The 13,488-nt window shown below is 47.7% G+C and carries 13 protein-coding genes; 6 read left to right on the top strand and 7 right to left on the bottom strand.

All coding sequences use genetic code 11. The features are described from left to right. Window positions 1-519: 519 nt before the first annotated feature. Window positions 520-879, bottom strand: coding sequence for an arsenate reductase (glutaredoxin) (gene arsC, locus HB631_RS08670; protein WP_213990747.1), 360 nt, complete (start codon window positions 877-879; stop codon window positions 520-522). Window positions 880-1,232: 353 nt separating this feature from the next. Then, the gene (locus HB631_RS08675) at window positions 1,233-1,415 is read right to left on the bottom strand and encodes a general stress protein (RefSeq protein WP_213990748.1); all 183 of its coding nucleotides are present in this window, start codon (window positions 1,413-1,415) and stop codon (window positions 1,233-1,235) included. Between the two features lie 628 nt (window positions 1,416-2,043). Here HB631_RS08675 and HB631_RS08680 point away from each other — a divergent pair. Further along, on the top strand, window positions 2,044-2,340 hold the full coding sequence (locus HB631_RS08680) for a putative quinol monooxygenase (protein WP_213990749.1): 297 nt from the start codon (window positions 2,044-2,046) through the stop codon (window positions 2,338-2,340). 136 nt (window positions 2,341-2,476) lie between these two features. On the opposite strand, the gene HB631_RS08685 is transcribed toward HB631_RS08680, so the two are convergent. Both HB631_RS08685 and HB631_RS08690 read right to left on the bottom strand, forming a co-directional pair. Beyond that, window positions 2,477-3,349: an alpha/beta fold hydrolase gene (locus HB631_RS08685; protein WP_213990750.1), complete on the bottom strand. Its 873-nt coding sequence runs from the start codon at window positions 3,347-3,349 to the stop codon at window positions 2,477-2,479. A 428-nt stretch (window positions 3,350-3,777) separates the two neighbouring features. Beyond that, a complete protein-coding gene (locus HB631_RS08690) occupies window positions 3,778-5,340 on the bottom strand; it encodes an EAL domain-containing protein (RefSeq protein ID WP_213990751.1) in 1,563 nt (520 codons plus the stop codon). Between the two features lie 501 nt (window positions 5,341-5,841). Here HB631_RS08690 and HB631_RS08695 point away from each other — a divergent pair. Then, on the top strand, window positions 5,842-6,579 hold the full coding sequence (locus tag HB631_RS08695) for a LuxR family transcriptional regulator (RefSeq protein WP_213990752.1): 738 nt from the start codon (window positions 5,842-5,844) through the stop codon (window positions 6,577-6,579). Window positions 6,580-6,767: 188 nt separating this feature from the next. On the opposite strand, the gene HB631_RS08700 is transcribed toward HB631_RS08695, so the two are convergent. Then, window positions 6,768-7,397, bottom strand: a complete 630-nt coding sequence (locus HB631_RS08700) for an acyl-homoserine-lactone synthase (RefSeq protein WP_213990753.1) — start codon at window positions 7,395-7,397, stop codon at window positions 6,768-6,770. Window positions 7,398-7,622: 225 nt separating this feature from the next. Between HB631_RS08700 and HB631_RS08705 the strand changes: the two genes are divergently transcribed. Further along, window positions 7,623-8,264 carry a DUF1933 domain-containing protein gene (locus HB631_RS08705; RefSeq protein ID WP_213990754.1) on the top strand — a complete coding sequence of 214 codons (642 nt, stop codon included), beginning with the start codon at window positions 7,623-7,625 and terminating at the stop codon, window positions 8,262-8,264. 317 nt (window positions 8,265-8,581) lie between these two features. Further along, window positions 8,582-9,481, top strand: coding sequence for an SDR family oxidoreductase (locus HB631_RS08710; RefSeq protein ID WP_213990755.1), 900 nt, complete (start codon window positions 8,582-8,584; stop codon window positions 9,479-9,481). Window positions 9,482-9,713: 232 nt separating this feature from the next. On the opposite strand, the gene exbD is transcribed toward HB631_RS08710, so the two are convergent. Both exbD and exbB read right to left on the bottom strand, forming a co-directional pair. Then, window positions 9,714-10,139, bottom strand: coding sequence for a TonB system transport protein ExbD (gene exbD / locus HB631_RS08715; protein WP_213990756.1), 426 nt, complete (start codon window positions 10,137-10,139; stop codon window positions 9,714-9,716). Window positions 10,140-10,142: 3 nt separating this feature from the next. Continuing rightward, on the bottom strand, window positions 10,143-11,126 hold the full coding sequence (exbB, locus tag HB631_RS08720; protein WP_213990757.1) for a tol-pal system-associated acyl-CoA thioesterase: 984 nt from the start codon (window positions 11,124-11,126) through the stop codon (window positions 10,143-10,145). A 361-nt stretch (window positions 11,127-11,487) separates the two neighbouring features. Here exbB and metC point away from each other — a divergent pair, with 361 nt between their 5' ends. Together metC and HB631_RS08730 are read left to right on the top strand one after the other, a co-directional pair. Then, on the top strand, window positions 11,488-12,684 hold the full coding sequence (metC, locus tag HB631_RS08725; RefSeq protein WP_213990758.1) for a cystathionine beta-lyase: 1,197 nt from the start codon (window positions 11,488-11,490) through the stop codon (window positions 12,682-12,684). 136 nt (window positions 12,685-12,820) lie between these two features. Next, the gene (locus tag HB631_RS08730; RefSeq protein WP_213990759.1) at window positions 12,821-13,486 is read left to right on the top strand and encodes a DedA family protein; all 666 of its coding nucleotides are present in this window, start codon (window positions 12,821-12,823) and stop codon (window positions 13,484-13,486) included. Window positions 13,487-13,488: the final 2 nt, after the last annotated feature.

The raw sequence follows: 13,488 nt of genomic DNA on the forward strand, positions 1-13,488 counted from the left end.
CTGCCTGAGTGCCCCATGCAGGTGAATATTAATAATTTTTTAACAAATATCATGATAAAGCACTGGCATCACCGCCACAATCCGGCATAAACGTCGAACGACTCGCGCCCATTTCGACATAAAAATACGCTAACGGCTTTTTTACCGACGCTTATGCGGCTCCGGGGATAAAAGAGGATTAAATACGATATGGAATCAGGAAAATGAGATGCAGACGGCGGAAATCAGTCAAGGTCATCTGAACGTTTTATTCATAAGTTTAACGCAAAAAAAAAACCTAAACCGCTTGTCCACCACCATACGCAATAGGAACAAGGAGTTTAGGTTTTACTTAAATTGCTTTCTGATACTAAGTACAAGCACGGTTTATGATAATGAAACGCGCCCGGATTTTTAACAAGCGCGACGCGTCGGCAGATGTGAATTCTGTGATTCCGCTCAAATTCTAACCATTAGCAGACCTGCCCAAAGCAATCAATTCAATGTGCGAGAAATATGACTGATAACGGTTTCGCGCGCTCAATCGTGGGGCAGGATTTCCAATACCCGTTCCTTGGGGCGGCAAAGCCGGCTACCCAACGGGGTGACAACGATAGGACGGTTGATTAAAATCGGGTTATCCACCATAAAATCAATCAGCTGCTGGTCACTCCAGCGATCATCCGACAAATCGAGCTGCTGGTAAGGATCGTTGTTGGTTCTTAACAATGCGCGGGCCGTAATGCCCATATCGGCAATCAGCTTTGCCAATTGCCGGCGATCAGGGGGCGTTTTCAGGTATTCAATGATATTCGGCTCATGTCCCAGCTCGCGAATCAGCGCCAGGGTATTGCGGGAGGTGCCGCAAACAGGATTATGGTAAATGGTAACGTCGCTCATCGGTGCTGTTCCTCCAGTCAGGGAATAAAATGTAACTTCATTACCTGCCAGTATCGCGTTTTACACGTTTTGCCGCACGTCATTTTGAGCAATGCCCTGAACGACCTCAGAGCCCGACCCATTAATAAACACTCTATATGGAGGCCTTTTGATGCAGGAACGATTTGTATAATTATCTTGTCATTTGTCTTTTTATTTTAATTAAAACCATAAAAAAACTGCCGGAGATTAATCCGGCAGTTATCAGCTATGACGGTCATATAATTAGGCCACGCTATCCATCAAGATAAATTACCGTTAAGATAAATTGACGAAGCATAATTATGTGGCTGTATCATATCCTTCCCGATAAATTACCGGGAAGGCTTTCTTCCGCCGCCATGGCTGTTGCGGCCGCCTTTTTCACCGGCTTCGGCTGCGCGTTGCGGGTCGTTCTTGAAATTGCCTCCGCTATGCTGGCCGCCTTTCTTGCCTGCGCTGGACGCTTTTTCACGATCTTCAGCAAAGTTACCTGAACCGCCACGATGAGTAGCCATCAGAGACCTCCGAGTGAGTTAAAAGTTCATGCCGTAATACATAGTATTTTAGAAAAATAGCTATCTATCATTTCCGGTTTCTTAATCAAAGAATGATTCAAAGAATGATTCAAAGAATGATTAAGCGACCGTTATGATTGATCCTAGTAGACTCACCTCAGCTGGCAAGGCCTATTTACACCTTGAAACAAAATGCGGGAAAATAAATTTCACGTCCTCTACCAATATTATATTTAAGTGCCTGAATACCGGGAAAGAAAATTAATACTTCATCATCCTGCCCGCTCGAATCTTTTCATGCCTATTAAGCAAACATATCCACGATTGAATTCAACGCCTGTTTGATGAGGAATATGTCCCAAGACGTGCCGCCGACACCTGACCGGCCAAACAGACAGCCCACATAGAACGGATCCGGGCCAGGCACCGGAATCCGGCGATAAAATGCCTGATAAGCCCTGATATCCTTCCTGCTGGGGTTTTAGTCCCGCGATTGCCAAAAAAAAAAGCCCGATCCAAAAAAAGCCCGATATAGTAAAGATACGCATTTCCCTGGAGTATATTGGAAAGCACAAATAATTTGACCCTGAGTGGAACCGGGTCGTTCGTTCTGATGAAGGAGTACTCTATGTCCACAGATATTCATGTCGTTGCCGTAATCGAAGGAAAACCTGGCAGTGCCGAAGCTATCAAAGCGGTGACCAAACCTTGTGTTGACGCGACGCGCAAGGAAGAAGGCTGTTTAAAATATCATCTTCACCAGGATCAAGAGCGCCCCGATCATTTCATTTTTGTCGAACACTGGGCCAGCCAGGAAATTCTGGCAAAGCACGGTCAGTCTGCGCATCTCAAGGCGATGGTGGACGAATTGGCCTCGCTTACGGTAAAACCTTTGGAAGTCTCGTTATTGAAAAATGTGTACTGATCCACGGTTAAGCAGTCGATATGGCCAGGCAACCCAGTGATGTTTGACGATTTTCACCGCTCCGGGACCCGTTAGGCCGGCGAATACCGTCGTCCGTCGGGTCCCGTCACGGGAGGGCAGCGACCGGCCGTATCCCTTAGAGATATTCACGCAGCCAGTACAACTGACGTTCCGCCACCTGCGTAAAATGTTTACCGGCAAACAAATCGTAATGGCGGGCCTGCGGTTGAATATGGCAATGTTTTTCCGCCGCAACGGCCTGATAGAAAGCCAAGCCATACTCCAGAGCAATCACTTTATCATCCTCCGCGAAAACCATTAAGGTCGGCTGGGTAATTCTCTCTGCCGCCGCCGCCGGATGGTATTGAATCGCTTCCCACACCGTCATGTAAGGCACCTTGATATTCAGCGCCGGGTAACGTTTTTTGTTTCTTTCAAAAAAAGCGCGCGATTCCTCATCGGTCATGACCTTGATGATGGGCACAAACAGCTCTTTGCCGGATTGACGCTTTTTACGCTCCATTCGCTCCATGGTATTGAGGAATCTCTTTTTTTCGTCATATGCCATATCACCCGTCACCAATTGTTCACCATCGGCAAAACCCATCTGGCTGATGATGCATTTCACTTCGGGATGCCGGGCGGCAACCTCAACCACATGGCAGCCTCCGAGGGAGGTGCCCCATAGCGCTATGCGTTTCGGGTCAATATCCGGCCGGTTTTCACACCATTCAAGCACGGTAATAATGTCGTTGATCTGCTGCTCAGGAACAACCCTGCCAGCCTCACCCTCGCTGTCGCCAAATCCCCGGTAATCAAACGTGACCGCCGTAAAACCGGCATCGGCGAATAACCCGGCGAAAACCGGCAGCAGAAGATCCTGGATGCCGAAAAAGCCATGGCAAAGCAGAACTGCCGGCGCGGGAAACGCAGTGGGTCCCTGAGCAGGAAATAACCGTACCGCCAGTTTATCATTCTGGGAGACGATAGTATGTCGCTCTATGTCCATCGACTTTTCTCCTTAATAATGAATCAATCATCGTCGTGACAAAATGTCTCTGTTCTTGTTTTTACAGAAATTATTTTAATCGAATGTAAGCTATTACTGTTTTCGTTAACTTCCATGCCATTGTATAGCACTGTCAGGTGCGGACTCAATGTGATAAATACGATTGAATTTAGTTGTTTGGCTAATTAGTTTTTATATAACTATATAAAACATTTCCGAATTAGCTCATTGATTAATTAGCCACAATCCAGTTATGAGAGTATCTTTTACTAACCTTACTATTAAAAACAAAAACGGACAAGCACAAATATAAATAACCTGCTAATAATAAATATCCTATTTTCATCTGGAATTAAAAAAATGATAGCCTTTTTTAAGCATCCTATGCCCAAGGATATAATTATACACTTAAATTATTTTATGAGTTATTAATTAGTTTGATTGAAGTAATGTTGGAATTGGGCTATGGGTAAAGGTTTGGAAAAGAGAAAGCCTTGCTGAAAGATAACCTTTTTGTCGAGCAAATACTGTTTTTGATGTAGATGCTCCACCCCCTCTGCAATGACCTGCATATTCAGCTTTTGTGCCAAATCAATAACCACATCGACAATAATTTTGGTGGCGCTCTCCAGTTCAATCATCGCGATAAACGACTTGTCCAGTTTAAGAAAGTCGATATTCATTTTGCTAAGATAAGAAAGACCGGAATACCCGGTACCGAAATCATCGATACCGATACGGACGCCAATCTCTTGCAACGCCGATAAAACCTCTAAGGTGACGTCATTGATTTCAATGGACTGACGTTCAGTCAGCTCAAGCAATAGCTGGACATTTTTGCCTTGCACGCTTCGTAAAAATTCACGACAGTCATCAACAATCCGCCTGTTCAGCAGATGGATGGCCGAGATATTAACGGCTATATGCAAGTTTTCGCGCCAATATACCGGCGTTTTGGCCACGACCTCCGCTACCTGTCTCATCAACTGCCGCGTCAGCGGGACTATCAGGCCGGACTCTTCCGCCAGGGGAATAAAGACTTCAGGGGATACCACGCCGTCGGTGGGATGGTTCCACCGTGCCAGGATCTCTACGCCGGTACAGCAATCATTCCCGGCATCCATTACCGGCTGAAAGAAGGCCTCAAATTCATTGCGCTTTAACCCTTGAGCCATGGAGGATCGGATGGAGGTCAGCGTCTTGAGCCAATTACGGATCAGCAGCGAAGTGACTATCGATACCACCACCGAAAAAAGCACTATCACCCCGTAGGTATCGATAAGATCATCAATGAAACGGTGACGGGAGATATTAACCTGTAATTTGTATGGGTATTTGTGCGAATGCCCGGAGACAGCGATATACTCTTTCGCCATGGCGCTAACCGGCGCCAGCTTACCCAATGGAGACAGGAATTGATCGCCGATAATCACCATGACCTGATTATCAGTGCCGACAATATTCATCATATAACTCATATACTGGGTATCTATAATGGCGCTGACGCCGTCGTTACCCCGGTATTTATGCAAAATGATGACGGCAAGATTGGGGAAAAGACGGGTGCCGCTGCGAAAGTGAATGGACGGCAGGGATGAGCTGTCGCTGGCGCTATGGGGTATTAACTGACGATGCGTAGTCAATGGCACCGTGCCGCAATAAACTTCATCGTCATGAATAAGATTAACAGTGCGCACCATGGTATTTTTCACGCCCATCATACGCAACTGCTCCACCACCTCACCGCAGGGCCGACCGAGCAGCGCCAGTGCATCTTCCGCCGTGCCACTGGCATCATCCAATATGGTATCGATAAATTTGACCGTGCTGAGGATGTCGTTACCGGCTCTTTTCTCCAACGCGTGCTGTGCGATAATGGCTATTACAACTAATGAAAAAATGAAAAGGCATGCCGGGATAACCACCCATAACAGCATCAGATGTTTGTTGGTGAGTTTCGCTAAAACGGGTGCATCCATTGGCCAACGCATTTATGTTCCCTTCTCATCGATCCTTCTTCGCGGCGAAGAGATTATCCCGCATTACAGTGTAAGTTAAGCCCTTGCTGCTCAAGAAGAGTATACACCCATTGAATAACTTTCAACTCACTGTGACGCGGGATGGCTGCAGGATTGATTAAGCACATACAGGCGTATCGGGGCAGACGGGGCGCGGTGGGTTATCCGGCGGACGACTCTCGCCTCTCCGGATGAATGGCCTTTGTTTGAAGCATGCCTTACTGATATTGTTCTCTTATCCGGCATGAGTATTCACTTTTTTATTAGATTATTAAATCATTTTTTATTAATTGACTTTAATATTATTTTATTTTTATATCATTTACATTAATGATAGTATTTTGTCGTTGACCGAACCTGTTATTTGTTTTACTATCAAATTAAATAATAAAACATATTTCATGCTTTATCCAGCCTTTGCTTTAGATGACTGACCCTTGCCAATACCACCGCATGTGAATAATGAGAAGAAAAATGCTTATTAATGTTAAATCTGTCAGAGATAATAAACATGTTCTTATCACCGATGAAATCAATGATCTTATACATCGTGAGATCAATTTCCCAGAACACACCCGCTTTGCTTATTCGGTTATCAATAAGCGTCATTTGGACCCGCCCGTCATATACTCCAATTATCCGGCCGAATGGATTAATAAGTATATCAATATGACGCTCTACCAGCATGATCCTGTCATTATCATTGCGTTACAGCGCATCATGCCTTTCACCTGGAATGATAAAATATTGCCCCCAGATAAAATACGCCGCATAGACATTTTTAAAGTTGCCAAAAAATACAACATTTCTAATGGACATACTTTTCCTTTGCACGATCATGAAAACAATCTTGCCACGCTCAGCCTGTACACCGAGGGAGACATCGATTTATTCCAACACTATATTACAAATAACAAAAAGAACTTACAGCAATTATTACTCTCAATTCATGAACGTTATATCATCGAGCGGAGACAGGATCACAGTATTTTGCGAGGTAAATTGGAAAAGAAATTAACATCTCGTGAAATAGAAGCACTGCGCTGGGCAAGTATCGGTAAAACCTATAATGAGATTGCTATTATCATGGGTATTACTGAAAGCACCGTTAAGTTTCATATAGGTAATCTGATCGTTAAACTTGGCGTCGTGAATGCAAAACATGCGATAAAAAAAGCGTCTGATTTACACCTGCTGCAATTCTCTGAATAAGCAAGCGTCAATGACATGTATCACGGCATATTAAAAAGAGGTGCCCTGAGTACAGCGGCCATTGCCATTCTCATGTCATTGACATGATATTACCCAATGTAGTTGGCACTAACGGGTTAAATTTATCTCTAACCATGCAGGGGTGTGCACATTGGAAACAATATCATACTTTTTAAATGAATAATAAGTTAAAGATAAATAGGCCATTTTTTCAAATAGTTCTCTTCACAATAGTGATAACGCCGTATATATTTTATCAGTCTATCCTGGCTCTCATTATCAACACCCAGACGAAGTAAATAAACGGGGTCTTTTTTCTCGGATAATCCTATACTTTCAATGGTGATATTCCAGCCACTTCGTTTTAAGAGGATGTACATTGATTTGCTACATACTGTCATGATGTTTTTTTTACCAATAGTGCGCGTATAATTTATCATGCCTAAAAATAATAAGTGACAGAAGGGTAGCTTCGTTTCCGCCAGGGATTTCATCCGCTCTTTATCGACAAAAAACCGGCTAGACTCCAGCAGAGCTTCATCTTCGGGGGCCTGGTAGTTGAAAAACGCCTTGAACGGACCGGTGATCATGTTCGGATACTTCATGCTGATGAAACGTACGCTGCTGACAATATAACCATCATAACAGCCCAGCAAATAGTGGGTATGCTCATTGTCGTATTGATCGAACTCCCGGTCCCCTACGCAGGATACCTGCCAATCAAGGCGATCTTTAAATGTCTTTTTTCTCAGCAAATATAATTCGTCAAGCTTATCATTGATAATATCCTGGTAATCTACACTAATTAAGTTAAACATACCCAATCCTTTTATCGTTATGATGAATTCACTACCTTTGCTTAAACTGAATACAAAGTGATTTAATGGTATCAGTTAAAAAAAAACCTCACAACCTGTACTAAAGTCCAGGTAATAACTGCACTTAATATCAGCTTTCAATAAATCCATTAACGAGTATCGTATTTAACCAGGTCGTCTTCGCAGTAACCATTATTATCACATATGATAGTTATAAAGGAATGTATGAGCAATCGATTTTGTATCATTTTAAACGAAGGAAATAATTTATTGACCCTGAAGACATCGCCACAGGACAAGGTTTACCGGCTACGGCAAGGCCATTTATTTATTGGTAATCATACGCCTTACGACGCATTTGATTTAAATAGCGAGTCATGGCATATTATAGGGCATATTGACAACTTACCGTTGTTGAATTATCTGATATATAGCTATTATCCTTCACAACATGATGTGATCAGTAAAGAAATTATTTGTCTGGCGGTAAAACGTTATGGTATGAAAATCCTCGAATTGCTTCAGGGTAATTTCTGTATTATCTATGAGAATGCCGAAGGCGATCTCACGCTGGTAACGGAAGATGAAACGCAGCGTGGCAACGCGCTCAAGGCCGCCGACAACGCCGAAACGGATTGCGCCGACGCACCCCGACCCGCCCTTGCCGCCGCCACGGGCATATTGCTTCATCAGCCCAATATATCACAGTCTTTTTCTAGTTCCACCGCCGAGAAAGAATCGGACAAGTCTATGTCGACGTGCCGCTACCCGCGACAGCCTTATAATAAGCAGAGAAAAATAGCCATAACACGCTGGCATGACAATCATTTGCAATTTATCCAGAGCAGGAGCTATCCGATGTATTAGGACAATAAGACCTGCGCCATGAATGACATAAGCGTCGTAAATGATATAATTGCCAATAATGATACAATAGAGAAAGTGATTGATATTGAAAAATATTTTTTGTCATCAAATGAGAAGCCAAAAAAACTGTTATATTTTAAAAAAAAGGTTATTTAAAAAACCTTGAGTTTATTTTTTTAAGCAACAGGCTGTACTTTGCCATAATATACGTTGCCTTCGCCAATTAATATCTATGGTTTACTTTCATTAGACAAAACGTCAAAATCGACTAGGCTTAGAATAAATATTACAGTTCGAGCGAGCTCAAGGAGATTAAAATGGCCGAATTTGATCAATATAAAATGCAAAACCCTTTAACACAATATCCGGCGGGCGAGTTTCCTAAGCAACAGCAATCCTCTCCGGGTCTGCAATCCGAAATGGGGCCGGTTCCGGATTGCGGCGAAAGCAGCTATCGGGGCAGCGGTCGATTGGCGGGGCGCAAGGCGCTGATTACCGGGGGAGATTCAGGTATTGGACGCGCGGTGGCAATCGCTTTTGCCCGCGAGGGCGCGGATATAGCTCTCTCTTATCACCCGGCTGAACAGAAGGATGCCGATCAGGTTGCGGAGCTGATAAAAGAGGCCGGCCGTAATTTGGTGATGCTGCCGGGGGATTTAAGCGATGAGTCGGTCAATCTCAAAACGGTGGAAAATGCGGTCAATCAGTTGGGCGGCTTGGACATTATGGCATTGGTGGCCGGTAAACAAACCGCGGTCGAAGATATTGCCGATTTAACCACTGAGCAATTTCGCAAGACCTTTGAAACCAACGTATTCTCCCTGTTCTGGATCACCAAAGCCGCGTTGCCCTTTATGCCGGCAGGCGCTTCAATCATTACCACCTCGTCCATTCAGGCTTATCAACCCAGTCCCTCCCTGTTGGATTACGCATCCACCAAAGCCGCCATCCTCACCTTTACCCGTGCGTTGGCCAAGCAGGTTATCTCAAAAGGGATACGGGTCAATAGCGTCGCCCCCGGCCCCATTTGGACCGCGCTGCAGGTCACCGGCGGCCAGCCGACTGAAAAACTTCCGCATTTCGGCTCGCAAACCCCGATGGGCCGCGCCGGACAGCCCGCCGAGCTGGCCCCGGTCTACGTCTATCTGGCGTCACAGGAATCCAGCTATGTAACCGCTGAGGTGCATGGCGTGACCGGCGGCAACCATCTGGGTTAATAATTCTGGGCAACCATCTGGGTTAATAATGCGGGGATGGGCATGCTTTTACCCTCAGTGATAGCGGTTTTATATCCCCCGCGCTGAGGGGCGCTCGGTCGGGCAGAAAAACCATGCCCGATACGACCCTATCGGCGCGGTCTCCCTTTAACACGCTCGGTTGAAGCCTCGGTTAACATGCAAGACGGCTACTCGCGCTGTCCTTGTACTTGCGCCAAAGGGATACTGGAGATCAACGCTGCTCCGCTGTCTCCATGCCCACCAGACCGACCTTGAAATAGCCCGCCTTGCGCAAGCTGTCCATCACCGACATCAAGGTCTCATAGTCAACCTGCTTGTCGGCCTGAAAAAAGATGGTGGTGTCTTTATTACCCTGCGTCTGTTGATTCAGGGCGTCTGACAGCGTGTTCATATCCACCGCGCGATCGCCGATAAACAGCTGTTTGTCCGCTTTTACCGACAAATAAACCGGCTTTACCGGCCGAGGCTGCACCGGGGCGGTGGAGTTAGGCAAATCCACCCGGATATCCACCGTTGCCAGCGGGGCGGCCACCATAAATATAATCAGCAGCACCAACATAACGTCAATAAAAGGCGTGACGTTGATATCATGCATTTCACCGTCGCCATCGATATCTTCATTCAAATGCATTGCCATAACTTACCCTAACCGAAGCTTAGAAACGGCTTTCTGTTCCCGATTTCCGGCGCTGGCGGCCAGATCCAGATCGCGCCCCAGCAGCAAGAGGATTTGCGCCGCGCTGTCCCCCACCATGGCCTTATATCCGGCAATGGTGCGGGCGAATATATTATAAATCACCACCGCGGGAATGGCGGCGAATAGACCGACCGCCGTGGCCAGCAATGCTTCGGCAATGCCCGGCGCCACCACCGCCAGATTAGTGGTTTGGGTGTGTGCGATGCCGATAAAGCTGTTCATGATGCCCCACACCGTGCCGAAGAGGCCGATAAAGGGAGAAATGGCGCCGATGGTGGCCAAAAATCCGTTGCCTTTACCCATCATCCGGCTGGAGGCCGCCACCCGCCGCTCCAATCGAAAAGCGGCGCGCTCCTTGATGCCGGCGCTGTCGGTAGCTCCGGCGGATAAAGCCAGTTCATCTTGCACTTCGGCCACCAGGCCGGAGCTGACGCCGGCGGACTGGAATGCGGCGACAGCTTCAACCGCCTCATCCAGGCTGCGTACGTTTTTTAACGTTTTCAGTTCATCACGCAGGCGCCGTTTGGCCGCCGTCAACTCGATGCTTTTGCCGAAAAACAGTGCCCAGGTGATGACCGACGCAATTAACAACCCCACCAGCACGGTTTTCACCACCACATCGGCATGCCGGTACATGCCCCATACCGATAAATCCATTTGGGCAAGCTGTTGGGCGGAGCCCATATCGGCGCTCATTGGTCCGGACAGGGTGGGCGACTGCTGAATGCTTTGGACCGGGGCGGGGTCAGGGGACGGCGCCTGCTGGACGTGTTGAGTACCCGAGGCTTGCGGGGCGGCTTGATCCGGCGGAGCGGCGACGCTCAGGGCGCATGAAAATATTGACGCCGCCGCCAGGCCACGCAGGATGGCGGGTAGCGGGCCGGCGCATCGCCGAGCCTTGTGGTATAAGTCCTGGATACTCGTCATGACAGCCGTCTTCACGAAATGCCTCCACCGGATTATGTTACAGGAAATTAAATCAGCGAGAATGATAACAAACAGGACGTGAATTGATAGTGGTTCTCATTATTATTTGTATCAATTTTATTAATCAGCCAGAAATCCACTCTATAGTTTCACTTCATTAATAAATGGTAGCTTAATTTGTAACGAATTTTTAAAGATTACCGACACCGGCCACTGTCAGCAGAGCGCTTCCCGTCAGCGATTTTTGCCGCCGGATGATTAATAGTGTTAATCGTTTTTAGCGTGCTAAAACGCCTGCCGTAGGCCTGCATTCATGTTAACTTAACCCAAGACGTGTATAGCTAAGGGCACAGCACAGATAATGACGGTTAAGAAAATTGAAACGGCACTGATCGCCGCCGGCAGAGATAAGAGATTTACCCAGGGATCGGTCAACGCAGTGATTCAACGGGCTTCCTCGTTGGTTTTTGATTCGGTCCAGGCCAAAAAACACGCCACCGCACAGCGGGCGAACGGGGAATTGTTTTACGGCCGGCGGGGCACCCTGACCCATTTTTCTTTACAACAGGCCATGGTGGAATTGGAAGGCGGGGCGGGCTGCGCCCTGTATCCTTGCGGTGCCGCCGCCATAACCAACGCGATTCTCTCTTTTGTTTCGGCGGGGGATCATATTTTGGTCACCGGATCCGTTTATGAACCCACCACGGATTTTTGTCGTCATATTCTCGGCAAGCTGAATGTCGACACCACCTGGTTCGATCCCATGATAGGGGCCGGCATTGCGGATCTGATACAGGAAAACACCCGCGTGGTGTTCCTGGAGTCCCCGGGATCCATCACCATGGAGGTGCAGGACATTCCGGCCATCGTGCGGGCGGTACGGTCCGTCAATCCCGATATTGTGATTATGCTTGATAACACCTGGGCGGCGGGTATTCTTTTGCCGGCACTGGCGCTGGGCGTGGACATTTCCATTCAGGCCGGTACGAAATATATCATCGGCCATTCCGACGCCATGCTGGGCACCGCGGTAGCCAATGCGCGCTGCTGGGACCAATTGCGTGAGCAATCCTACCTGATGGGTCAAATGGTGGATGCCGATACGGCATACATGGCGGCACGCGGTCTGCGAACGCTGGGCGTCCGGCTTAAACAGCACGAGGCGAACGGCCTGCGGGTGGCGCAATGGCTGGCGGAACGCCCGGAAGTGGCGACGGTGAATCACCCGGCCCTGCCGGGCAGCCGGGGATACGAATTGTTCATCCGCGACTTCAAGGGCGCCAGCGGGCTGTTTTCCTTTATACTCAAGGAGAGGCTGAGTCAGACGCAGCTTGAAAACTATCTTGATCATTTCGAACATTTCAGCATGGCCTATTCCTGGGGCGGCTTTGAATCCTTGATACTGGCCAATCAACCCGAAGAGATCGCGGCCATACGTCCGGCGGGCGGGGTGGAGTTTACCGGCACGCTGGTCAGGGTTCATATCGGCCTGGAGAATGTTGATGATCTCATAGCCGACCTGGAAGCCGGTTTTGTCCGTATCAGGGAGGCGGGTTGATCGCTCAATCACTGAAAGAGGTCTAAAATAGTTTATTAAAATTATCCGATCGGGCGGGCTGTCTAAGACAAGCCGATCTTTTGACGATAAGCTGTAGTGATAAGTTGCAGTACTAAAACGAGATGAGCAGGTTCGAATGGGTGTATTACATGAGATTGTCCGCGCACTTTGGCAACAGGATTTTGCCGCACTAGCCAACCCGCGGGTGATTGGGGTGGTCTATTGCGTGATGTTCACGATGTTGTTTTTAGAAAACGGATTACTGCCGGCCTCATTTTTACCTGGTGACAGTTTATTATTACTTTCCGGCGCCATGGTGGCGAAAGGGGTAATGAGTTTTGTCCCCACGCTGCTGGTTCTTACCGCCGCCGCCGGTCTGGGTTGTTGGTTCAGCTACCTGCAGGGTCGCTGGCTGGGGGATACCCGCATTGTCAGGAGTTGGTTGCTGCATCTGCCTGCACATTATCATCAACGCGCCTATACCATGTTCAACCGCCACGGGCTGATGGCGCTGCTGGTGGGACGCTTTTTGGCTTTTGTCCGTACTCTGCTGCCGACGATTGCCGGTATATCAGGCCTGAGCAATACCCGCTTTCAACTCTTCAACTGGCTGAGCGCGCTGATATGGGTCAGCACCCTGCTGACGCTGGGTTATTCCTTAAGCCATATGCCGCTGCTGAAACACCATGAAGATCAGGTCATGATGATCCTGATGGTGCTGCCGCTGGTATTGCTCTGCAGCGGCCTGGTGGGAACGCTGCTTTTGCTGTGGCGTAAGCGTAAAATCAAAGACACCGCCTGAAA

This window comes from Sodalis sp. dw_96 (assembly GCF_018449575.1).
Lineage (GTDB): Bacteria > Pseudomonadota > Gammaproteobacteria > Enterobacterales > Enterobacteriaceae > Acerihabitans.

Excerpts from the sequence above, each read along its gene's own strand:
- arsC (WP_213990747.1), bottom strand. The coding sequence starts at position 879 with ATGAGCGACGTTACCATTTACCATAATCCTGTTTGCGGCACCTCCCGC.
- HB631_RS08675 (WP_213990748.1), bottom strand. The coding sequence starts at position 1,415 with ATGGCTACTCATCGTGGCGGTTCAGGTAACTTTGCTGAAGATCGTGAA.
- HB631_RS08680 (WP_213990749.1), top strand. The coding sequence starts at position 2,044 with ATGTCCACAGATATTCATGTCGTTGCCGTAATCGAAGGAAAACCTGGC.
- HB631_RS08685 (WP_213990750.1), bottom strand. The coding sequence starts at position 3,349 with ATGGACATAGAGCGACATACTATCGTCTCCCAGAATGATAAACTGGCG.
- HB631_RS08690 (WP_213990751.1), bottom strand. The coding sequence starts at position 5,340 with ATGCGTTGGCCAATGGATGCACCCGTTTTAGCGAAACTCACCAACAAA.
- HB631_RS08695 (WP_213990752.1), top strand. The coding sequence starts at position 5,842 with ATGCTTATTAATGTTAAATCTGTCAGAGATAATAAACATGTTCTTATC.
- HB631_RS08700 (WP_213990753.1), bottom strand. The coding sequence starts at position 7,397 with ATGTTTAACTTAATTAGTGTAGATTACCAGGATATTATCAATGATAAG.
- HB631_RS08705 (WP_213990754.1), top strand. The coding sequence starts at position 7,623 with ATGAGCAATCGATTTTGTATCATTTTAAACGAAGGAAATAATTTATTG.
- HB631_RS08710 (WP_213990755.1), top strand. The coding sequence starts at position 8,582 with ATGGCCGAATTTGATCAATATAAAATGCAAAACCCTTTAACACAATAT.
- exbD (WP_213990756.1), bottom strand. The coding sequence starts at position 10,139 with ATGGCAATGCATTTGAATGAAGATATCGATGGCGACGGTGAAATGCAT.
- exbB (WP_213990757.1), bottom strand. The coding sequence starts at position 11,126 with ATGACGAGTATCCAGGACTTATACCACAAGGCTCGGCGATGCGCCGGC.
- metC (WP_213990758.1), top strand. The coding sequence starts at position 11,488 with ATGACGGTTAAGAAAATTGAAACGGCACTGATCGCCGCCGGCAGAGAT.
- HB631_RS08730 (WP_213990759.1), top strand. The coding sequence starts at position 12,821 with ATGGGTGTATTACATGAGATTGTCCGCGCACTTTGGCAACAGGATTTT.